The 22117-nt window shown below is 48.1% G+C and carries 22 protein-coding genes; 10 read left to right on the top strand and 12 right to left on the bottom strand.

What is annotated here, in order from left to right; all coding sequences use genetic code 11:
• The first annotated feature begins 36 nt into the window (after nucleotides 1-36).
• From murD to BWK47_RS05980, 6 genes are all read left to right on the top strand, one after another.
• On the top strand, nucleotides 37-1395 hold the full coding sequence (gene murD, locus BWK47_RS06010; protein ID WP_162327953.1) for a UDP-N-acetylmuramoyl-L-alanine--D-glutamate ligase: 1359 nt from the start codon (nucleotides 37-39) through the stop codon (nucleotides 1393-1395).
• A 153-nt stretch (nucleotides 1396-1548) separates the two neighbouring features.
• Complete coding sequence (locus BWK47_RS06005) at nucleotides 1549-2175, top strand: 7-carboxy-7-deazaguanine synthase QueE (RefSeq protein ID WP_010872342.1); 627 nt, start codon at nucleotides 1549-1551, stop codon at nucleotides 2173-2175.
• A gap of 385 nt (nucleotides 2176-2560) precedes the next feature.
• Nucleotides 2561-3517, top strand: a complete 957-nt coding sequence (locus BWK47_RS05995) for an RNA polymerase sigma factor, RpoD/SigA family (RefSeq protein ID WP_162327952.1) — start codon at nucleotides 2561-2563, stop codon at nucleotides 3515-3517.
• A 160-nt stretch (nucleotides 3518-3677) separates the two neighbouring features.
• On the top strand, nucleotides 3678-4265 hold the full coding sequence (locus BWK47_RS05990; protein ID WP_162327951.1) for a DUF1997 domain-containing protein: 588 nt from the start codon (nucleotides 3678-3680) through the stop codon (nucleotides 4263-4265).
• Between the two features lie 53 nt (nucleotides 4266-4318).
• Nucleotides 4319-5032: a DNA/RNA nuclease SfsA gene (sfsA, locus tag BWK47_RS05985; protein ID WP_162327950.1), complete on the top strand. Its 714-nt coding sequence runs from the start codon at nucleotides 4319-4321 to the stop codon at nucleotides 5030-5032.
• Between the two features lie 61 nt (nucleotides 5033-5093).
• Nucleotides 5094-5708 (top strand): DUF3782 domain-containing protein, encoded by a 615-nt coding sequence (locus BWK47_RS05980; RefSeq protein ID WP_162327949.1) that lies wholly within the window; start codon nucleotides 5094-5096, stop codon nucleotides 5706-5708.
• Nucleotides 5709-5765: 57 nt separating this feature from the next.
• On the opposite strand, the gene pta is transcribed toward BWK47_RS05980, so the two are convergent.
• The 3 genes from pta to hemC form a co-directional block, all read right to left on the bottom strand.
• Nucleotides 5766-7859: a phosphate acetyltransferase gene (gene pta / locus BWK47_RS05975; RefSeq protein WP_162327948.1), complete on the bottom strand. Its 2094-nt coding sequence runs from the start codon at nucleotides 7857-7859 to the stop codon at nucleotides 5766-5768.
• A gap of 265 nt (nucleotides 7860-8124) precedes the next feature.
• Nucleotides 8125-10017, bottom strand: a complete 1893-nt coding sequence (locus tag BWK47_RS05970) for a GNAT family N-acetyltransferase (protein ID WP_162327947.1) — start codon at nucleotides 10015-10017, stop codon at nucleotides 8125-8127.
• Between the two features lie 129 nt (nucleotides 10018-10146).
• On the bottom strand, nucleotides 10147-11109 hold the full coding sequence (hemC, locus tag BWK47_RS05965) for a hydroxymethylbilane synthase (protein ID WP_162327946.1): 963 nt from the start codon (nucleotides 11107-11109) through the stop codon (nucleotides 10147-10149).
• A 139-nt stretch (nucleotides 11110-11248) separates the two neighbouring features.
• Here hemC and BWK47_RS05960 point away from each other — a divergent pair, with 139 nt between their 5' ends.
• Nucleotides 11249-12409: an AZOBR_p60025 family cell surface glycopolymer formation protein gene (locus BWK47_RS05960; protein WP_237269867.1), complete on the top strand. Its 1161-nt coding sequence runs from the start codon at nucleotides 11249-11251 to the stop codon at nucleotides 12407-12409.
• Nucleotides 12410-12441: 32 nt separating this feature from the next.
• On the opposite strand, the gene rsfS is transcribed toward BWK47_RS05960, so the two are convergent.
• The 4 genes from rsfS to trpS form a co-directional block, all read right to left on the bottom strand.
• Entirely contained in the window at nucleotides 12442-12906 is a 465-nt protein-coding gene (gene rsfS / locus BWK47_RS05955; RefSeq protein ID WP_162327944.1) for a ribosome silencing factor, read from the bottom strand.
• A gap of 85 nt (nucleotides 12907-12991) precedes the next feature.
• Nucleotides 12992-13570 carry a bis(5'-nucleosyl)-tetraphosphatase (symmetrical) YqeK gene (gene yqeK / locus BWK47_RS05950; protein ID WP_162327943.1) on the bottom strand — a complete coding sequence of 193 codons (579 nt, stop codon included), beginning with the start codon at nucleotides 13568-13570 and terminating at the stop codon, nucleotides 12992-12994.
• A gap of 125 nt (nucleotides 13571-13695) precedes the next feature.
• Nucleotides 13696-13863 carry a hypothetical protein gene (locus BWK47_RS16845; protein WP_010872331.1) on the bottom strand — a complete coding sequence of 56 codons (168 nt, stop codon included), beginning with the start codon at nucleotides 13861-13863 and terminating at the stop codon, nucleotides 13696-13698.
• Between the two features lie 151 nt (nucleotides 13864-14014).
• Nucleotides 14015-15028 carry a tryptophan--tRNA ligase gene (trpS, locus tag BWK47_RS05945; RefSeq protein ID WP_162327942.1) on the bottom strand — a complete coding sequence of 338 codons (1014 nt, stop codon included), beginning with the start codon at nucleotides 15026-15028 and terminating at the stop codon, nucleotides 14015-14017.
• A 285-nt stretch (nucleotides 15029-15313) separates the two neighbouring features.
• Here trpS and BWK47_RS05940 point away from each other — a divergent pair, with 285 nt between their 5' ends.
• Nucleotides 15314-15538: a Calvin cycle protein CP12 gene (locus tag BWK47_RS05940; protein WP_010872329.1), complete on the top strand. Its 225-nt coding sequence runs from the start codon at nucleotides 15314-15316 to the stop codon at nucleotides 15536-15538.
• A gap of 159 nt (nucleotides 15539-15697) precedes the next feature.
• Here BWK47_RS05940 and BWK47_RS05935 read toward each other — a convergent pair whose 3' ends face one another.
• Complete coding sequence (locus BWK47_RS05935; RefSeq protein WP_010872328.1) at nucleotides 15698-15967, bottom strand: DUF3143 domain-containing protein; 270 nt, start codon at nucleotides 15965-15967, stop codon at nucleotides 15698-15700.
• A 203-nt stretch (nucleotides 15968-16170) separates the two neighbouring features.
• On the opposite strand from BWK47_RS05935, the gene BWK47_RS05930 reads away from it, so the two are divergent.
• Complete coding sequence (locus BWK47_RS05930; protein ID WP_204250474.1) at nucleotides 16171-16989, top strand: HpsJ family protein; 819 nt, start codon at nucleotides 16171-16173, stop codon at nucleotides 16987-16989.
• A 10-nt stretch (nucleotides 16990-16999) separates the two neighbouring features.
• Here the strand turns inward: BWK47_RS05930 and ribF are convergent, their stop codons facing one another.
• The 3 genes from ribF to BWK47_RS05915 all read right to left on the bottom strand — a co-directional run bounded on the left by ribF (nucleotide 17000) and on the right by BWK47_RS05915 (nucleotide 19155).
• Nucleotides 17000-17941, bottom strand: a complete 942-nt coding sequence (gene ribF, locus BWK47_RS05925) for a riboflavin biosynthesis protein RibF (RefSeq protein ID WP_162329623.1) — start codon at nucleotides 17939-17941, stop codon at nucleotides 17000-17002.
• Nucleotides 17942-18098: 157 nt separating this feature from the next.
• The gene (locus BWK47_RS05920; protein WP_162327940.1) at nucleotides 18099-18821 is read right to left on the bottom strand and encodes an ABC transporter ATP-binding protein; all 723 of its coding nucleotides are present in this window, start codon (nucleotides 18819-18821) and stop codon (nucleotides 18099-18101) included.
• A gap of 106 nt (nucleotides 18822-18927) precedes the next feature.
• Nucleotides 18928-19155, bottom strand: coding sequence for an indolepyruvate ferredoxin oxidoreductase subunit alpha (locus BWK47_RS05915; RefSeq protein ID WP_010872324.1), 228 nt, complete (start codon nucleotides 19153-19155; stop codon nucleotides 18928-18930).
• Nucleotides 19156-19322: 167 nt separating this feature from the next.
• On the opposite strand from BWK47_RS05915, the gene glmM reads away from it, so the two are divergent.
• Complete coding sequence (gene glmM / locus BWK47_RS05910) at nucleotides 19323-20768, top strand: phosphoglucosamine mutase (protein ID WP_162327939.1); 1446 nt, start codon at nucleotides 19323-19325, stop codon at nucleotides 20766-20768.
• A gap of 93 nt (nucleotides 20769-20861) precedes the next feature.
• Here glmM and BWK47_RS05905 read toward each other — a convergent pair whose 3' ends face one another.
• Nucleotides 20862-21995 (bottom strand): phosphotransferase enzyme family protein, encoded by a 1134-nt coding sequence (locus tag BWK47_RS05905; RefSeq protein ID WP_162327938.1) that lies wholly within the window; start codon nucleotides 21993-21995, stop codon nucleotides 20862-20864.
• Nucleotides 21996-22117: the final 122 nt, after the last annotated feature.

Here is a 22117-nt window from a genome sequence, read left to right as displayed (position 1 = left end):
AACTTTCAATAGTTTTTAACAGTAAAGTCAAACCATATGCCCCAGGCTTGTGTAATTGGGTTAGGACGTTCCGGTATTGCCGCCGCTCGAGTGTTGCATCGGGATGGCTGGCAGGTGACGGTATTTGATCAGGCGGATAACGACCAACTCCGGCATATGGGACAACCCTTGGTCCAGGAAGGAATCAGCCTCAAACTAGGCGATCGCCTGGATCCAATTAAAGAGGTTTGGCCAGAACGCATGGTGGTTAGCCCCGGCGTACCCTGGGATATTCCTCTGTTGGTGGCGGCCCGGGAAAAGGGAGTGGAAGTGACGGGGGAATTGGAATTAGCTTGGCAATATCTCCATGCGGTGCCCTGGGTGGGCATTACCGGCACCAATGGCAAAACCACCACCACCTCTTTAGTGCAAGCAATTTTTCAAAAAGCTGGGCTGAATGCTCCGGCCTGCGGCAACATTGGCTATGCGGCCTGTGAACTGGTTTTGCAAAACCAAAATTATGATTGGATTGTGGCGGAAATTAGCAGTTACCAAATTGAGTCTTCCCCCACCCTTGCACCCCAAATTGGTCTCTGGACAACCTTTACGCCGGATCACCTCAGTCGTCACAAAACCCTAGAGAATTATTTCAACATTAAAGCTAGTTTGCTTTCCCGCTCCGCCATCCAGGTGCTCAACGGCGATGATCCCCATCTCCACAGCCACGGCCCCAACCTTTACCCCCAAGCCCATTGGACTAGTACCCAGGGAGCTAATCATCTGGTTGGTCTTTGTGATCCCAAACAGGGGGTTTACCTCCAGGATAATTGGGTTAATGCTTTTGGGGAATTGATTGCCCCCATTAACCTGTTTAAAATGCCTGGGCAACATAACCAGCAAAATCTACTAATGGCGATCGCCGCCGCCCGTTTAGCGGGCATAGACAAAAAAGCGATCACAGAAACCCTGTTAACTTTCACCGGAGTGCCCCACCGTTTGGAACCCATTTGCACCATCAATGGAGTGCAATTTATCAATGACAGTAAGGCCACCAACTATGATGCGGCGGAAGTAGGGCTATCTTCCATGAAAGGCCCCACCATTCTGATCGCAGGGGGAGAAGCGAAAGAGGGGGATGATCAAGCTTGGTTAGCCCAAATTAGGCAAAAAGCGGTGGCGGTTTTACTGATTGGTGATGCAGCCCCCAACTTTGCAACCAGGTTAAAGGCAGTGGGTTATGAGAATTACGAAATAGTGGAAACCATGGCCAATGCCGTTCAGCGAGGATTAGAGTTAGCAAGTAAAAACAATGCCAGTGCAGTCTTGCTTTCCCCGGCCTGTGCCAGTTTCGACCAATATAATAGCTTTGAGGAACGGGGAGAAGATTTCCGTGCCTGTTGTTTAGGATTGGTTTAGCTTAGTTGTATTTGGTTAATGATGAGCTTACCCGGCCTTGTTTTTAAATCTCTTTACCCTACCTAGAGCAACGGCCGAACTAATGTTATGGCGATATTCCCGACCATGGGGAATTTGGGGAAGTTTGGTGAACAGCTAGTGTTTGAGTGAAGTATGAGTATGGGCCCCATTTCTGAATTGTTAACTGTGTCCTATCCCATTGCGGAAACTTTCCATTCCCTACAGGGGGAGGGAGCTTGGGCTGGCGGCAATGCCTTTTTTATTCGCCTTGGGGGTTGTGATGTTCATTGCCCTTGGTGTGACCAAAAGGAAACCTGGCCTACCCAACACCATCCCCGACAAACAGTGACAGAACTTGTGCAACAGGCAGTTACGGCTAAACCGAGCTTTGTGGTGATTACGGGGGGAGAACCCCTCATGCACGACCTACAACCCCTCTGTAAAACCCTGAAAAACCAGGGTTTACGTCTGCATTTGGAAACGTCCGGCGCTTACCCACTGACAGGTCAATTTGACTGGATTACCCTGTCCCCCAAACCCTATAAGCTTCCCCAGGCAGCAATTTATCCCCTGGCCAACGAATTGAAAGTGATTATCAGTCAGGATGAGGATTTTGACTGGGCGGAAATGGAAGCTAGGAAAATTAGCCCCGGTACTCCGCTCTATTTACAAGCTGAATGGGAAACGGAAGCAATGAATGAAAAAATCTTTGCCTATATCCTCACCCATTCCCAATGGCGCTTGAGCCTGCAAACTCATAAATATTTGGGCGTGCGCTAGTCTCCGGTCAGTGCTGGGGAGCTATTTTCAGGAATTGTAAAGTTTTCTCATAATCAAACTTAAAAACTCCTAACCCTAGAGAAATCAAGCTTTATGGGGGATTTTTGCGTTTTTTATTGCCTTCTTAACCCAGACGATAGCCTCTGGAGGAGTATGTGCTTCACAAAAAACTTTACAAAACTTAAAGAATTGTTTAGTATTATTAGTGGATTGATCCCAGTCATTCCCCATCAATCGTCCGTTTCCAGTTGTCCCAAACGCCCCCATCGGACAGGCATTATCCGTCATTTACCTAGCCCAGTCCGTCTCGAATATTACTAACATGGCGTTCCCTGGGTTTATTGGTCTACCACTGTGATTCTTCCACTGAAATCCCTAATCCAAGATGACTGCCAGAACCAGCCCCGATTCCGTCCGTGCCTATCTCAGAGAAATTGGTCGTGTGCCCCTGCTCACCCATGAGGAAGAGATTGTTTATGCTAAGCAAATCCAACAGGTTGTTAGCCTCAACGAAATCAAGCAGTCTTTAGCCGAAGGCAAGGATGGCGAGCCGGTTTCCCCCAGCGAGTGGGCTAAGGCGGCCGATTTGTCCATTCGAGAATTAGAAAAAGCCATCAAGGAAGGGGAACGGGCCAAGCGCAAAATGGTGGAGGCTAACCTCCGGCTGGTGGTATCTGTCGCCAAAAAATATCTCAAGCGTAATCTAGACCTACTTGACCTCATCCAAGAGGGCACCATTGGTATGCAACGGGGGGTAGAGAAGTTTGACCCCACCAAGGGTTATCGGTTTTCCACCTATGCCTATTGGTGGATCCGCCAGGCCATCACCAGGGCGATCGCCGAAAAGAGCCGCACCATCCGTTTACCAATTCACATTACGGAAAAGTTAAACAAAATTAAAAAAGCCCAACGGCAACTTTCCCAGGAAAAGGGTCGGGCCGCTTCCATTGCGGAATTGGCGGAACACTTGGAGTTAACTCCCAAGCAAGTGCGGGAATATTTAGAACGCTCTCGCCATCCCCTTTCCTTGGATCTACGGGTGGGGGATAACCAAGATACGGAGTTAGGGGATCTGTTGGAAGATGACGGTCCTTTGCCGGAGGATTTTGCCACCTATGCCTCCCTGCAGTTGGATCTTGATAGCTTAATGGATGAATTAACGCCCCAACAACGGGAAGTTCTCATTCTCCGCTTTGGTCTCAATGATGGCCAACCCCTAACCCTAGCAAGCATCGGTTCCATGCTCAGTATCAGTCGGGAACGGGTGCGGCAGATTGAGCGGGAAGCCCTAAATAAATTACGCAAACGCAAGTCCATGATCCAGGAATATTTAGCTAGCTAAAGAAGCGCTAACTTTCATTACGTTACCCCTGGTTTTGCCGGGATCGATGGCCTAAAAACCGTATAATCCCTAGCAGTATTTTTAAGAAATGTAAATAAATTTAACAATTCCTCTTTTCAGCAAACCTCACCCCCGGAATAAAAGGGATAACAAAAAAACTATGCGAGTTACCTTTTCCGCCACCGAACAGTTACAACTGCGGCAGTCTGACCCCCTGCCTAGTTTGCAGCACTATTTGCGTCAACCCCAACGCCTAGTCCAGGCGATCGCCGACCCTAAATTGATGGAAGTGCTACCAGGCGATCGGTTTAGATTGAAAATGCGACCGCTCAATTTTTTAGATATTTATCATTTTCAACCCACAGTGGTACTGAAAGTGTGGGCCAACGCTACTGGCACTGTGTTTTTAGAATCGGAAAGCTGTGAAATCCGGGGCATTGACTACATTAACCATCGCTTTAGTTTGCAATTAAAAGGTCGTTTGGCTCCCTATCGCCAAGATGGCCATACCCTCCTCCAGGGCAAAGCCGATTTGCAGGTAGGAGTAGATTTGCCCCAGGCCCTTTGGTTAACTCCAAAGCCGTTGTTAGAAATGGCGGCCAATGGCCTATTGCGGGGAGTTTTGGCCCGCATCAAACAAAGACTCCAAGGACAACTATTGGCAGATTATCAACAGTGGTTGGCCCAGCAGAATGATAATCTAGTAACCCAGGCTTCTCCCACCGCCGAAGCTTTGGAAGCAATTTAGTTACTCAACTATTTAAAGACGATTTCCTCGGTGGGCCCAGTTAAACAAAATTAATGGACTTTCTCTATCCCTATCCGCCTCTAATTAGTGGCATTTTGGTAAAACGCTACAAACGCTTTTTAGCTGATGTGGAGTTAGATAATGGTGAGATAGTCACAGCTCATTGTCCTAACACTGGCCCCATGACAGGGGTGTGCCAAGTTGGGGCGCAGGTCTACCTGTCTAAGAGTGATAATCCCCAGCGTAAATTAGCCTATACCTGGGAAATGATCCAAATTGATGGTACGTGGGTTGGGGTAAACACTGCCTTGCCCAATCGGGTCATCAAGCAGGCTTTGGCTGATAGGATTTTTCCTAACTTAACGAACAGCTACGATACTTTTAAGCCCGAAGTTCCCTATGGTAAAGATAAAAAAAGTCGTATTGACTTTTTGCTCACTAAGCCAGAGGAAAAGTCAATTTATGTAGAAGTAAAAAATACTACCTTGTCCCAAGAAAAATTGGCTTTATTTCCCGATACGGAAACCACCAGAGGGCAAAAACATCTCCAGGAGTTAATAGATGTTCTCCCTACCGCCCGGGCAGTGATGCTTTACTTTATCAATCGGGGTGATTGTACCCATTTTTCCCCCGGAGATGCCTACGATCGCCGTTATGGAGAACTATTCCGTCAGGCGATCGCCGCTGGGGTGAAGGTAATGCCCTGTCGATTTATGGTTAATCCGGAGGGGGTTAAATTCCTTGGCATGGCAGAGTTAGTGGTTTGACAATTTATTCGGAGGGTTAAAATAGACTATCTCCCTAGTTTCAGTCCCTGCTACTACTACCATGGCCACCACCGCCGATGACGTCTGGCAAATATTAGCCGAACTTGCCGCCTCCCAAAAACAGACCCAGCAAAATTTGCGTGAGACCGAGCGCCTCTTTAAGGAACAGGGCCAAGAGCTTGATCGCCGTTTTCAAGAAACTGATCGCCGCTTCCAAGAGACAGAGCGTTACATCAAACGAGTTAGTAAGGATGTGGGTAAACTCAGTAATCGGTTGGGGGAATTTGTGGAATGGCAAGTTAGACCCGCTGTGGTGGGACTGTTTCAGGATAGAGGCATTGACGTCCATGAGTTTCATCCTGGCGTATCGGTACAACGGGAAGATGGGGGATTAGAGATTGACCTGTTAGTAGTCAATGAAACCCAAGCCATTTTAATTGAAGTAAAAAGTAAGTTAACGGAAAAGGATGTGGATGAGCATCTGGAACGGTTGGGTAAATTCAAACAGTTTATGCCCCGCTACCGGGATGTTAAAGCTTTAGGTGCAGTGGCCGCCATGGTTTTAAGCCAAGAGGTGGTTAACTATGCCTATGGTAAAGGTCTGTTTGTGCTGGCTCCGTCCGGGGACACGTTGGTGATTTTAAATGATGCCAATTTTCGGCCCAGCTATTGGTAGTTTGGAGGGCGAAATCAAGGTAATTTAAGGGATCATTTTAACTAATTAAGAGTAAAGTTATTTAACTTGCAAAGCTGTAATTACCACCGTATTAATAATATCCTCCACTAAACAACCCCGACTTAGATCATTAACTGGTTTATTTAATCCTTGTAAAATGGGGCCAATGGCGATCGCCTTTGTTTCTCTTTGCACTGCCTTGTAAGTATTGTTACCGGTATTTAAATCGGGAAAAATAAACACCGTTGCTTTACCCGCCACCGCTGACCCAGGCATTTTTTGGGCTGCCACTGTGGAATCCACCGCCGCATCATACTGGATCGGCCCTTCCAATGCTAAATCTGGCTCTCTTTCCTTGGCGATCGCCGTGGCTTGCCGCACTTTTTCTACATCGGCTCCTTGCCCAGAAGAACCGGAAGAATAGGACAATAGAGCTACCCTGGGCTCAATGCCAAAATTCTTGGCCGTAGCCGCAGAAGTAAGGGCAATTTCTGCTAACTGTTCTGCATTGGGATCGGGATTAACAGCACAATCTCCATAGACCAAAACTCGGTCTTCTAAACACATAAAAAAGACTGAAGAAACCAAGGAAAAACCTGACTGGGTTTTAATAATTTGTAAAGCAGGACGCACCGTATGTTGGGTGGTATTGACGGAGCCAGAAACCATGCCATCGGCCTCTCCCAAATACACCATCATCGTTCCAAAATAGGAAATATCGGTGAGGATATCCCGAGCCATGGCCAGGGTTACCCCCTTATGTTTACGTAGCTGGTAATAGGTTTCGGCGTAGCGCTCTCGGTCTGGGCTAGTTTTAGGATTAATGAGGCGAACTTTGCTCAAATCTAAGTCAATGTGATTAATTTTTACCGTTTGCTCGATCGCCTCAATGTTACCGAGTAAAGTCAAACGGACAATGCCGTGGTTAATTAAGCTAGCGGCCGCTTTGAGAATACGAATTTCTTCCCCTTCCGGTAGGACAATATGTCGTTGGGCGGCGGTGGCGGCTTGAACTAAATTGTAGAGAAACAGTTTGGGGGTAATACCTTTACTGCGGATGGTTTTAAGGTAATTGAGTAATTTCTCCCCATCAATTTGTTGTTGAAACAGCGCAATACTGTGGCGAATTTTATAGTTATCCGTAGGGCTCAGGGCAGGGTGGAGAGTTTCCAAACGGGCGGAAGTTTCATGGGTGTGGGTGCTAGTCAGCAACAGGGGAGGGGCGTCGGGTAGCCCTTCAATTAGTTTCATAATGGCCGGTTCGGGATGGTAATCTGCAGTGAGCAAAATACCGGCAATGCTGGGATAGTTGAGGGAGCGGTGGGCCTGCATCACCCCCAGAATGATGTCGCCCCGATCGCCAGGGGTAATAATTAGGGTATTTTTTTCGTGCAACCAATGGAGGGCGTGGGCAATGTGCATCGCCACCACTAAATGGTGATAGACCAAGTTATCGAGCAAATCCGCACCGCTGAGTACTTGGGCATTGAGCCCGCTGACAATTTCCCTCAGGCGCAGACTTTTGAGCATAATGTCCTGGGGAATGGTCCCCAGCACCATCTGGCGATCGCCATAACGCTTCTCCAGTTGGGCTTGAATTTCTGTGGCTAATTCGGGCTGCACTCGGTTAATTATTACCCCCACCACCTGACAAGACTCTTGGTCATAGCTATTCAGGGCCATATCGATGGGTTGCAAACTATCGGCAATGGTGTTGCCCATGGCATTGCCCAACAGCAAAATGGGACAGTTCAACATCTTGGCGATCGTGGTGTTGAGATCAAATTCAAAAGCCGATTCCTCCCCCAAATAGTCTGAGCCTTCACAGAGAATAAAATCTACTTGATCTGCCAAATGGCGATATTTAGCCAAAATTCGGTCTAATACCTGATCAATAGCTCCATCGGAGGCTAAACTCACCGCTTCATGGAAATACAAACCAAAGGAATCGGTATAGGTTTGTTGGAGACGAAAATTTTCCAGCACCAGAATAATGTTGTTATCATGTTTGCCATTAACTGGGTCTTGAATAATTGGACGAAAATAGGCAATACGGGTGGTTTTTTTGAGAATTAAGTCTAAAATGCCCAATACTACCAGAGATTTACCACTGCGGGCTTCGGTGGTGCTTAAATAAAGGGAACTCGTCATAATTTAAATAACCTCAACGTATCCAGCAATGATTTTTCTGGGAAAATGATCTCGATTTTTCCCACAACGATATTCCCTAAAAAGTTAAGTATCAACTACTACAAATCTGCCGATTCCACCTACTTAAGTGATAGCGCTTTTAGCCAGAAAATAAACCGCTAGTCAGTAAAGTTTTATGACGAGATTTTAATAAATCTAAGAAGCGGTAAAATTACTAACGCCAGCATCAAAAATTCCTTCAATAAATTAGCAGAAAGAAGACGGCTCAACTAAAAAACATTTTTAATTCGTAAACCCCTTCGCTCATACGTCGTTCCATGCGAAAGTTCATCTTCTCAAATAGATGCAACATGGCTCGATTTTCCAGTAAAACATCAGCGGTAAAACCCAGTAAACCTTGTTTTTTAGCCAATTGGGTTAAATAATTTAACAGCAGAGCACCAATGCCTTGATTATGGTAATCATCCCGCACCACAAAAGCGACATCGGCTGTGTGACTATCTTCGTTGAGGGCATACTGACCCACCCCCACAATGGCTTCTTGATGTTGCTGTTTGATGATCGCCAGAATAATTATTTCTTCGTTGTAGTTAATCACAGAAAACTGTTGTAATCTCTGGTGAGACATATCAGTACGCACTGACATAAAACGCCTTACCAAACTTTCATCGGAGAGGGAGTAAAAAAAATTTTTTAGGTTAGGTTCATCGTTAAATTTCACTGGTCTTAATAACAATTCTAGGCCGGTGCGGGTGGTGCGATAGGTTTCCAGCTTTTCCGGATATTCCCCATGTTGCCCGGCAATGAAAGCTTGGTCAGCGTAAATTAAATGATTTTTTTTCGCCTGCTCAATTAACCAGGGACGGAATTTGGGATGGGCGATCGCCGTTAACTGCATGGCCCGTTCCCGAATATTTTTACCGTGAAGATAGGCAATGCCATACTCTGTTACTACATAATGAATATCGCCTCGATTGAGGGTAATGCCCACTCCTTCCCGCAAAAAGGGCACAATGCGAGAAATGGTTTCATTTTCGGCGGTGGACTCCAAAGCCAAAATAGTACGTCCCCCATTGGCCATCACTGCTCCCCGCATAAAATCCGCTTGGCCACCGATGCCACTATAAAAATTACTGCCCAGGGATTCGGCGGTGGATTGCCCCGTCAAATCAATTTCCAAGGCACTATTAATGGCCACCATATTGTCGTGGTGGGCAATGGTGATGGGATTGTTAGTGTAATCAACGGTGCGAAATTCCACAGCGGGATTATCGTTTAAATAATCATAAGTACTCCGACTGCCCATGCAAAAGGTTGCCACTACTTTGCCCCGATTTCTTGTTTTTTGGCTGTTATTCACTGCCCCACTTTTGAGCAATTGCACCAGCCCATCGGAAATTAATTCCGTGTGCACTCCCAAATTTTTCTTATTGCCTAAATAACTCAATACTGCATCGGGGATACTACCGTAACCCACTTGAATTGTGTCCCCATCTTGGATCAAACTAGCAACATATTTGCCAATACGGCCGGCGAGAATATTGTCCCGCTCCATTTGATATTCCAACAGCGGTTCATCGTGGGCAATGATATAGTCCAATTTTTCCAGGGCAATAAAGCCATCCCCGTGGATTCTGGGCACTTGGCTATTCATTTGGGCGATTACCAAACAGGCCTGCTCCACCGCCGCTTTAACAATATCCACACTCACCCCTAGGTTGACGTAACCATGGTCATCGGGATAGGAAGTTTGAATTAAAGCCACATCGATAGGGACAAATCCCTGCTCAAATAGCCCTGGTACCTGGGAAAGAAAAATGGGGGTGTAGTCTGCTAAACCTTCGTTAACGGCGCTACGGGTGTGGTGGCCAATGAAAAAGGAATTATGGCGAAAGTTTTTGGCAAATTTACTGTCGGTGTAGGGTGCTAAACCTAGAGTCCAAACCTGGAGCACTTCCGCATCAAATAGGGATTTAGGATGGGCTTGCACATAGTTAACTAACTCCTGCACTAAGTACTGAGGTTCCCCACAGGCCGTGCTGATAAACAGGCGATCACCGCGGTGAATATGGCTAAAGATTTCACTGTGGGACGCAAACTTTTGGGGATATTGGCTCCGTAGTTGGGCTAATTGTGCTTGGCGATCTGAGTTGGGCATAGTTCTTGACCGGGGAAGATATGAGTGAAGCTGTTTCCCCCATCAAGGCCAGATTATCTCTTTCAACTCGAAACAGGCAACTTTACACGTCCAGATGCCAAATCCAGCCTCCGCTTAGAACCGGATAGTTTATCCCCGGCCAGTTTCCGCTAAGATTTCCGCTAGGATTTCCCCTGCTCCCTGTTCCCGGAGTTTGAGGGCAAGATCCTGACCCAATTTTTCCGCTTCGTTCCGGGGAGCGCTGAGGGTATCTTTAATTAACCTTTGGCCATCCAAACTGGCCACCATGCCGGTAAGGGTTAAATTGTCGCCATCTAAATGGGTATTAACACCGATAGGCACTTGGCAACCCCCTTCCAGTTGGCGCAAAAAGGCCCGTTCCGCTAGGCAACGATCCCGGCTATCTTCGTCTTCCAACACTTTCAACAGGCTGAGAATTTCTTGATCGCCTTCACGACACTCGATGCCCAAAGCTCCTTGACCCACCGCATGGAGAGAAATTTCCGGGGGAATTAGTTGGTCAATGCGATTGGCCATGTCTAACCGCTCCAAACCAGCGGCGGCCAGAATGATGGCATCGTACTCATTACTATCCAATTTGGCCAAACGGGTATTAACGTTGCCCCGCACATCCTTAAAGGTTAAATGGGGAAAGTGGTAGCGCAGTTGGGCCAAACGACGGAGGGAAGAGGTGCCAATCACCGCCCCTTCCGGCAAGGAAGCCAAATCTTTGCCTTGGTGTTTAGCATTTAAAACCAAAGCGTCGGCGGGATTAACCCGTTTGGTCACGCAGCCCAGCATCAAGCCCGCTGGCAAATTAGTGGGCAAATCTTTGAGGGAGTGAACGGCTAAGTCGGTTCTTTTTCCCAACATGCCGTCTTCAAGTTCTTGGGTGAATAGTCCCTTATCCCCAATTTTTGCTAGGGCCACATCGAGGATTTTATCCCCCTGGGTTTCCATGGTTTCGACATCGAATTGGCGATCGGGGAAGTGTTTTTGCAATTCTTCCTGCACCCAATAGGTTTGCACGAGGGCTAGTTGGCTTTTCCGTGAGCCTATCCGAACTGTGGGAGCAGAGGTCGAAACAGTCATGAAACTTAAAAAATATTGTTAAAAATAGACTCGATCTAGCATAGCATCAGAGGCTATCGGCCTTGGTTTTCCTTCTGTGAAGCAATGGAGGAAACTCCCTAATCTTGGCTTCTATTGTTATCATCCGAACCCGATCGCCGTGGAAAAGATTGCTCAAAACACTGATCGTCAAGACATTTATAAAGCGATGTTGGTGGCCTTGGGGCTGGCGATCGCTGTGGCGGGGTATTTCTACCGGGCAAAATTTGACGGGCAGATCACGGGATTTTTCCGCATTGGTTCGGTGCTGCCCCTGTCCCCATTCTTGAATCCGGCGGAAACGTTAATTTATCAAGGGGAATTGGGTTACGACGGCCAACAATTTTTGACCATTGCCCTGGATCCGGGGTTGCAAAATCAAGACTCCATTGCGGCCCTTGATCATCCCAGCTATCGTTATCGCCGTATTCTTTATCCTCTGCTGGGCTATCTGCTTGGTTTAGGCAATCCAGTGTTAATTCCCTGGGCTTTGGTGTTGATTAATATTTTGGCGATCGCCGTTTGTACAGGCTTAACTGCTGTTTATTTTCAATCTCAAAAACAGAAAACCATTGGAGCCTTAATAGTGCTGGCCATTCCAGGGATTTGGATGGTGCTATTTCTCTCCACAGCGGACTTACTGGCCAGTGCTTTCAGTATGGGGACAGTGGTCTGTCAGCAAATATTTCCCCCCCATCAAAGTAAAAAATGGTGGCTGGTGCCTATCCTCTTGGCCCTAGCGTTATTAACCAGGGAAACATCGTTAATTATCTGGCTGGCCATTGCTCTAACGTTGGTGCAAAATCGACAATGGCGATCGATGGTCCCTTTATTACTCAGCCTTATTCCCTTGACCCTTTGGTTAGGCTATATCCGTTGGCGACAGTTACCAGGGGGCAGTGGCACCGGCAATTTCGGTTGGCCATTGGTGGGGATAGGGGAAAAATTCCAGAGTTTGATTCAAGCAGGACTGACGGATAACAACATCTACGAGGCCTATCTCTGGCTGTTACTCTTGCTAACTCTGGCATTACTCATTTGGCTCACCCTGCTCCAGCGTCAAAGCAACAGAACCTTAGCCTACGGCGGCTGGCTCTATGGCGGTTTGTTACTGGTGGCCAGCTTTTATATTCTCAATTACTACCTCAATTACAGCCGAGTTTTTCTCGACCTTTTTCTACTCACGATCCTGGCCATGGCCCCAACCTCAAAATTGATCCGTTGGCCCTACTTGGCGATCTCCGGCCTGGGTACGGTGACTTTCTTATTGCTCAAATCCTGACTAGGCAGGGATCAGTGTGGGATCTAAACACCCTAAGCAGAAGTGGGAGCATTGTAGGCAATACCGATCGCCGTGGCAATATCAGCTAAAGTTTGTTCCTGGGCATGGCCCCAAAAAGCTTCCAGCTTATAAAATTCCCGTTCCTCTGGCATAAAGGTATGGACGAGAACATCGCCAAAATCCTGTAACACCCAAATGCTTTCACTATTCCCTTCCGTATGGGTAGGCAGTTGACCGTGCACCAGTTCCACTTGTTTTTCAATGTTGTCGGCGATCGCCCGGACCTGGGTGCGGGAAAATCCGGTACAGATGACAAAATAATCCGCCAGATAGGACACATCCGTCACCTTGAGAATGACTAAATCCCCTGCTTTACGTTCTTCCGCAGCTTGGGCAATGGTCCACACCAAATGTTCAGTGGCGGGGGCATCGGCGGGAACGCTGGGATTAACGGTCAAAGTGGGGGGGTATGCATCGAAGCGGGAAATTTCAGTCATATTAGGATTCGGTCAACTCCAAAAAACGATGGACAGGTTAAGGGTTACTTTTCTAGTGTAGCTAGAACCCCTGGGAATATTGTGCTTACTTTTCCATTTGTAACGCCCAATTGCGGGTCAAAATCACCTGGGGATGGATAACTTTGTGATGCTTGATTAAATAAGTCAGGGTTTGCTCACAGGTAAGGCGCACGGCTTGGTAAAGATTGTGTTGGGCTACCTGGCGTAATTTTTCTATCTCCAAACCATTGCCCCTAGTGGGTTCCAGAGCATCAGCAACAAAAATTAAACAGGATAAAAGGTCCATGGGCACTGCCCCCAGAGTATGGCAACGGATAGCGTTTAAAACGTCCGGATCATCAACTCCAAATTCCTCAGCGGCAATAATCGCACTCACATCGGCATGGATTAAATGGGGAGTGGCTCGCAAAATCGGGTCGAGGGGTAAATTATGTTCCTTGGCGATCACCAATAGTTTAGTCGGCGGGAAAAATTTAGCTAAATCGTGCAGTAGTCCTGCCTGTCCCGCTTTGATTGGGTCAACTTTATGGAGGGGAGCCCATTGCACCGCCGTCTGTTCGACTCCCAAAATATGGTCTAACCGTTGGGGGGAAACATTTTCTTGGAGCCAATGGATTACCCGACTCCGGTCTAACTCAACCATGGCAAGGAAAATTTACTACTAGCCCCAGTCCCCAAAAACCCCAGACAACAAACGGTGGGCCGAAACCCACCGATCACCGTTTTTTATGCAGAGTTTTAGCCACCCTTAGGAGCGCTAAAAATAGATTAAACGTCGCTGGCGGCACCGTTATTGCTGGAGCCATTGGAGTCACCTTGTTGTCTTTGGCCACCGGAATAGCGGCGGTTTTGGGTGCGACTGGCGGAGCGAAACTGACGAGCATAAGCACGATTACGTTCAGCTTTTTCCTTCTTTAAATTACGACGTTTTGCCATTGTTTGTTCCTCATAAAATATAGTTTACAGACCACTGCTGAGTCCGTTTGCGGTCGTCGTGCTAAGGGAAGTTTGCACAGGAAATATTCGGCCGTGGAGGCGCATCCCAAACTTCATCCTAACACGGCTCCTGGTGCCCCGATGACGGGCCCTAATAGGGCGGTGCTAAAAATCCGAGGGCACCCCGCACCCTAGCTAAGGTTTGTTGGGCAGTTTGACTGGCTTTTGCGTTACCCGCTTGGATGATGCGGTCCAACTCCCCCCGATCCGCCAAAATTTCTGCATATTTTGCTTGAATTGGTTCCAAGGCGGCGATCGCCGTTTCCGTTAACAGGGGCTTGAATTGACCCCAACCCATTTCGGCACATTCCTGAGCCACCGCTTCCTTAGTTTGGTTACTTAATAGAGTGTACAAAGTCAACAAATTGTGACATTCGGGGCGTTCTGGATCATCAAACCATAAACCCCGCTGGGGATCGGTCTTACATTTTTTAATTTTTTTCTTAATCATCTCCGGCGGGTCCAACAGGTTAATGCGACTCAGTTCCGACTCATCGGATTTGGACATTTTTTTTGTGCCATCGGCTAAACTCATCACCCTGGCCCCTTCCTTGCGAATTAAGGGTTCTGGCAGTTTCAATACCGGCGCATCTTCCCGACCAAATTTATCGTTAATGCGGATCACAATGTCGCGAGTCAACTCCAAATGTTGCTTTTGGTCTTCCCCCACGGGCACTTTATCCGCATCGTAGAGCAAAATATCCGCCGCCATGAGCACAGGATAATCCAATAGCCCCACGCTGACATTTTCCCCCTGTTTAACGGCCTTCTCCTTAAACTGAATCATTCGTTCTAGCCAATTGAGGGGGGTGACACAGTTGAGCAACCACGCCAATTCACTGTGGGCCGCCACATGGGACTGGACAAAAATGGTGGAATATTGCAGGTCAATGCCACAGGCAAGGTACAAGGCGGCAATGGTGAGGGTGTCCTGGGCTAGGGTCTGGGGGTTGTGGGGCACCGTGATGGCATGGAGGTCCACCACACAAAAAAAGTTATCGTAATGTTGCTGTTGCTCAACCCAGCTCCGGATAGCTCCTAAATAGTTGCCTAGGTGCAGATTTCCGGTGGGCTGAACTCCAGAAAGGATACGTGGCTTGTCCATAGCAGTGGTTGACCTATGAGCGAAATTAAACTTAATTAAACTTGGGAATCGGTGTAGTTGACCCCATGCTTTCCCGGAGGAAACTGTTGTAAACCTGTGAACATTTTCACAATTCTTCATACTATCCCCGGTGGTGGCCCCCCAAGGCCGTATGGGGCAAGTTGAGGTCAGCAAAGTGAGGAAAACCGCATATTCCCGTTGTGGTTCCTTCTACCCAAAGCCAACCAAATTCGCTAACATGAATGAGCCTTACTCTCTGTAGATAATCGTAGGCGGTTAAACTTTATGAGCAATATTCAAGAAAAAATCGAACAGGAGCTAGCCAACGCTAGACAAGTTTGCAGTACCGATGAAGCCTCTCCGGCGGAGTGCGCTGCGGCCTGGGATGCGGTGGAAGAGCTAGAAGCGGAAGCCGCCCACCAACGTCAACAACATCCCACCCAAACTACCCTGGAAAAGTTCTGTGACGAAAACCCCGACGCTGCTGAGTGCCGCATTTACGACGACTAGGGGCTGATGGGGCAAACCCAATGGCCGCAACTGGCGATCGCCAGGATTTCCAAAACAATGTTTTTGGTTGAAGCAGTGACAATTACCTGGGGGTTGTTACTGCTCTTTGCTGGTTTTCTTTAAGGGATGGTGGTAAAGGATATCTTCCCTGGGGTTAACCTAGGGACCTTCCAGGACCGCAGCTTCCACGTCTTGGCGACTGAGGGAATATTTAAAGCTCCGCACCACTTTGCGTTGGGGTTGGTGGGGGAAGTAGCAGATCACAAGTTCTTCTGTGTCCAAACTCAGTTCCGCATCCCAGTCCCCTTGATGGAGCAGCCAACAATGGCGATCGCCACGGTCTTGCTGACAACCCAGGGCCATGAGCCAGCGTTCTAATTGGGGCAGGGGATGGTTATAGAGGGGAGTTTCCGGTGCGGGGAGGCTCATGGGCAATGGCAAAATGGAAATAATTTAGATAATTTGGCAGACGTTGGCTTAATTCGCCTAATCTAATCTAGACCATCTAACTTTGATCTTGGATCTTGTTTGCACTTTCGATAGGAGGCACCCCGACGCTGAAATTGCGCCCCATGGGGGGAAAGTGCTTAGCTAAGATGGCGTATAGTATATTGCGTTGCTCTCTGGAATTTATGAACATCCCTGCCTTTACCGCCCTGACATTAAAATTGTTTGGCGTTATTTTCGTCCTCATTGCCCTGCTGGATTTTTTTAGCCTCATCTTCCCTCTGCAAATGGCTGATCCCCAGTGGCAGTTGACAACGATCACGGGCATTGTTGACCGGGGTATAGTGCCGATGTTGGGCATGGGGTTGATTTCCCTTGGTTACTTGGTGGATACCATGGCAAAAACCGCCGGAGCTCCCCCTAAAAGTGGCTTTGATTTGCGGATGCCGATTTATATTTTGGCGATCACCTTGGGATTGGTCTTTCTATTGTTGATCCCGGTACATTTGACCAATGTGAACCAAATTAAGACAGCGGAGTTAGCTCGACTGGAAAGTCAGATTGGCCAAGGACAAGAACAGGTGGAAGGGGCCCTGAGACAATTTGATGCCCTGTCCCAAAACCCAGAAGCGTTGGAACAACAAATCCAAGAAGGGGAGCAACTTTTGGCCTCCGGTCAAGCGAATGGTAATCCCCTCAACCAAGAGCAGCTGGCTAATATTGAACGCCAAGTGAACGAACTCAAAGGCCTACGGGAAATGTCCAAGGACCCGGCCGCCCTGAAGGCAAAAATGGAAGAAATTAAAACCAATTTAGAAAACCAGGTGACGGAGCAACGGCAAAAAGTAGAAAGCCAAGCCTCTAACCAAGCTCTTAAACAAGGCTTACGGGTGGGACTGAGCAGTTTGATGCTTTCCATCGGCTTCGCCGCCTTTGGTGCTTTGGGCCTGAGAAATTTGCTTTCTGCTCCCCCGACTCCCCCCAGTGCCGATCCCCTCGCCTAGATTGAAGCCATTAAGGAATCGCCCCATCCAGATTGAGTAACTTTTCTGCCTGCTGGCAGTCCTGGGCGATCTGATTTTTTAATTGGTCCAAGCCAGCAAATTTTGTTTCGGGGCGCAGATAGTGGGTCAAGGCCACCTCTAAACCTTGGCCATACAAATCCCCTGACCACTGCAGTAAATGCACTTCCGCCGAAGGTTCCTGGCCGTTGACTGTGGGGCGATCGCCAAGGTTAATCACCGCTGGTATGGGTACGTCCAAGGCATTTAGATTGACCCAACCCGCATACACTCCATACTTCGGCCAGAGTTTATCCGCTGGCAAACAAAGGTTAGCAGTGGGAAAGCCCAATTTACGCCCCAATTGCTGTCCCTGCACCACCGTCCCCCTGAGGGCATAGGGCCGTCCCAACAAATGATTGGCCATGGCCAACTTGCCTTCTTTTAAGGCTCGGCGAATACGGGAACTACTAATCCGTTCCGTATCCGTTTGCTCCAATTGGGCGATCGCCACGGTGATGCCAAATTCTTGCCCAAGGTTTTGTAAATCCTGCACATTGCCCCGCCGTTGATGACCAAAGCAAAAATCCTGGCCAACGCTGATAAATTTGGCTTGCAATTGCTCCACTAAAATGGATTGGACAAATTGCTTGGGGCTAAGGTTAGCTAACTTTTCCGTGAAGGGTAACAAGACCAACTGTTCAATGCCGATCGCCGTCAATTGTTCCGCCTTCTCTGGCAAGGGGGTCAATAAAGGTTGGGTGCGGCCACTGAAAAAACTACGGGGATGGGGATTAAAACTAACCACCGCTGGATGTAAGAGATGTTCCACCGCCTGGGCAAAATCCATCACCTGACGCAACACCACCCCGTGGCCCCGATGGACTCCATCAAAGTTTCCCAAGGCGATCGCCGTGGGGGTCTGCAGAACGTTGGTGGTGGAAAGAATACGCAAGGTAATTGGCAATTAATTAATAAAAACTAATCGGTCACGGCAAGAAAAAAGTCATTATTCCCAGAATGGGGGAGTTTGGTTGAGAAATTTTGGAGATTTTGTGGATACTGAGCAATCATTCAAAAATCCGGTCTTAAACCCGCCGCCCCCAAAAAATTTAGTTGTGATACGCTGCCCCCAAATAAAGTTCTCCCACCAAAGGATCATTGAGTAGACTTTGCCCCGGTCCTTCCAACTTATCCCGGCCATTTTCTAGCACGTAACCCCGATCAGCCATCATCAACGCCTGCTTGGCATTTTGCTCCACTAAAATAATTGCCTTACCAGTGGCATTAATTGCCTTAATTTGGGCGAACACATCCTTGACCAAAATGGGGGATAGGGCCGCCGACGGTTCATCCAGTAACAACAAATCCGGGTCTAGCATCAAAGCCCGACCCATGGCCAACATCTGCCGTTCTCCGCCGGATAAAGTCCCAGCCCTCTGATGGCGGCGTTGGGCTAATTTGGGAAACATGGTATAGATGCGGTCCTTTAGGGTTTGGGTAGGACCCTGGTGTAGAAAGGCCCCCATATCCAAATTCTCTGCCACTGTTAGGCTGCCAAACACATTACAAACCTGGGGCACATAGCACATTCCCCGACGCACAATTTGGTCGGAACCAAGGCCGGTAATATTTTCCCCTTTAAAAATAATCTCCCCCTGGCTTGGAGTGAGTAGGCCAAAAATAGTTTTAGCTAGGGTGGATTTCCCTGCTCCGTTGGGGCCGATAACTGTGACCAACTCCCCCGGCGCAATGGAGAAATTAATACCCTGCAAAATGGGCACATCGGCCACATAGCCAGCAAATACGTCCTTAACAACGAGGAGGTCAGACATAGATAAAGGGTGGAAAAGTTTGATCGACCCAGGCCAGGGAACTTAGTGAATATCAGTCAACCAGCAAAATTTAAGCTAGTCGAGGGCAGTTAGACCCCTCCCAACCCTAGGCAGGGCTTTTCTGTAAATCAGGCCGTTCCTCCGGCAGAATGGCCCCTTCCACCGGGCAAACTTGGAGGCAGATGCCGCAATCGATGCAGGTGGCAAAGTCAATCCAATACCAATCGGTGCCAATGGTGTTTTTCCCGTCTCCGGGGTGAATGCAGGCTACGGGGCAGGCTTCAACGCAGTCGGCCACGCCTTCGCAGGTTTCCGTAACAATGGTATGGGGCATATTTCGCCGGAATCAGAATTTAAAAATTGAGCGGATTTTTACAAATCGTCACAGTTCTAAGGGTAGCGGACGTTCAACCCCTGAGGCAATCCAGTGGGGCGTGATTTACCTGAAATTTCCCGGAGCAGTTATCCTGAGAGGAAGAATTGTGTGAGGAAAATTTTCAGATGGTTGCTTCCCCCATCCACAGCCGTGGTTTAGATCTGCCTTTGCTATCAATGATGGGAGAATTCGGCTTGAGCTTGCCCCGATCGCCATTGTTTGGCACGGACGGTATCCGGGGTAAGGCGGGGGAATTATTGACGGCCCCCTTGGCTTTATCCTTAGGCTTTTGGGCGGGGCAGGTATTACGGGAACAAACTAATACTGCTGGCCCGGTGATTATTGGTCAGGATTCCCGGCTTTCCAGTGACATGCTGGCCAACGCCATGGCCGCTGGTTTGAACAGTGCTGGGGTGGAAGTGTGGCAACTGGGGCTTTGTCCCACTCCCTGTGTGGCCTATCTCACCAGAAAAACAGCGGCGATCGGGGGCATTATGATTTCCGCTAGCCATAATCCGCCAGAAGACAATGGCATTAAATTCTTTGATCACGAAGGGTTGAAATTACACAAATCCCTAGCCACGGCGATCGAGGCAGGACTACGGGGACAAAATAAAACCTCCGGGCTGAATGCCAGTCAATGGGGAAGGAGTTATGGCCAGCCCCATCGTGTCCAACATTACCAAGATTTTTTGCTAGGTAGTTTACCCCAACCCTTGGATTTTCAAGGGCTAAAAGTGGTGTTGGATCTAGCCTGGGGAGCTTCGGTAAATTTGGCACCCCATATTTTTCGTAGTTTGGGAGCGGAGGTCATAGCTCTGCACGATTTGGCCGATGGTAGTCAAATTAACGTTGATTGCGGTTCTACCCATTTACACCGTTTGCAAAGGGCTGTGCGGGAAACTGGGGCGGATTTAGGTTTTGCCTTTGACGGTGATGCGGACCGGGTGATGGCGGTGGATGCCCAAGGCCGCCCAGTGGACGGAGATTACATTCTCTTTTTGTGGGGTAAAACTCTGCAGGAGAGCAACCATCTGCCCGATAACTTAATTGTCGGCACTGTCATGGCCAACTTGGCCTTTGAGCGAGCTTGGGAGAAACTGGGGGGTAAATTAATTCGCACTGCGGTGGGGGACCAAAACGTCCAAGCCCAAATGTGGGAAACCGGGGCCATGCTGGGGGGAGAACAGTCGGGACACATTATTTGCCACCACCATAGTTATTCCGGAGATGGCCTGCAAGCGGCCTTGCATTTAACTGCCCTAGTGCAAAAGTCCGGTTTATCCTTGAGCGAACTGCTGTCGGAAAGTTTCCAACCCTATCCCCAAATTCTCCGCAACGTCAGGGTACTAGACCGGGAGCGCCGCTTACATTGGCAAGAATGCGCCCCTTTGCAACAGGCGATCGCCACGGCGGAAAAGTCCATGGGCACCACGGGAAGAATTTTAGTGCGGGCTTCGGGCACAGAACCATTAATTCGGGTCATGGTGGAGGCGGCCTGTGCGGAGACGGCGGCCCATTGGTCGGACCAACTCACCAGCACTGTGCAATGCCATTTGGGGGATAATTAACAGTTATCAGTTGGCAAAAAGAGTCTGCAAAACCAATGTTTACTACCCTTGACTATAGTAAGCGGCGAGGATAATTCCTTATCCAAAAAGGCTTTAACCTCTGATATCCTCGATCATCCGACGAATGGCATCTTCTTGGCTTTGGATATGGCTAGCTAACTGGAATTGCACCAAAGCTCTGATTAGATTGTGCTCCGGGTATTTAACTTTGAAATAACGATCGCCGTTAAGGTAATCGGTAAAAAACCGTAGTCCCAATTCAAAGCTAATCAGGGCAATGGCGGGGCACAAATAATCATAATCAGCGGCGGTGAGAAAATGCTGACATTGGGGCAAATAACCCTCAAGCATAGCCCGGCAAAGATCTAGATTAAATTCCACCGCTGACCAATTTTCCGTTTCTTCCCCCAACAAGTTGCAACCGGAACGCAAACAATCCCCCAAATCGTAATGGATTAAACCTGGTTTAGTGGTATCCAAATCAATCACGCTGACTGCATGTCCCGATTGGCGATCGAACAAAATATTATTAACTTTAGGATCACCATGCATTAACCGGAGGGGTAATTGTCCCTTCGCTTTAGCGGTTTCCAATACTCCACAATGGTCAATCCAACTTGCAATTACTCTTTGGCAATGGTTAATTTCTGGGCTTAATGATCCAGTAAGCCTTGGACTCTGGGCCAGTGCCTGCTGATACTGCTGGAGATAAACAGGAGTATGGTGAAATCCGGGTAGAGTATCGACTAACTGGCTGGGGGAAAGGTCGCTCAATAGTTGGTGGAAGATGCCTAGGGCGGTGCCCACTTCCTTGGCCTGGGCTGGGTCCGTCAGAATATCAAAGGATTCCGAACCGGCAATGAAACTAATCGCCCGCCAAAATTCGCCAGTGCCTGAATCCCAATGGTCCTGATTATTTTTAGTTAAAATTACTTCTGGCATTAACCAAGGACGTTCCAGGGGTTGCCGTTGTAATTTTTGTTTAATATGGGTAGTTACCCTAACCATATTGCCCATCACCGCCGCTGGATTTTTAAATACTTGATGGTTAATCCTTTGCAAAATAAAACTAGTTTGCGTTTGACCGTCCAAATCCACCAAAAAAGTGTCATTAATATTGCCGTTGCCAAAGGGTTTGATCTGGACAATTTTTCCTTGGTGATCAAATTGATCCGCAATCGCAAAAACTTTTTCTTCTATGTTCAGTGTTTCTCCAGTGGATTCCATTGGCTAGGCTTTAACTCCCAAATAAATATAGGTAAATGTTAATAAACCAGATGAATAGACGGATATTTTACTCCCATTAATTCCATTACTGCCCAATCATTCATTCAGGTAGCCATGGTCTA

Origin of the sequence: Synechocystis sp. CACIAM 05 (assembly GCF_010222815.1) — a bacterium.
In the GTDB taxonomy this organism is placed as follows: Bacteria; Cyanobacteriota; Cyanobacteriia; order Cyanobacteriales; family Microcystaceae; genus Synechocystis.
The sequence above is the reverse complement of the archived record's forward strand: the minus strand, read 5'-3'. Positions and strand labels throughout refer to the sequence as shown.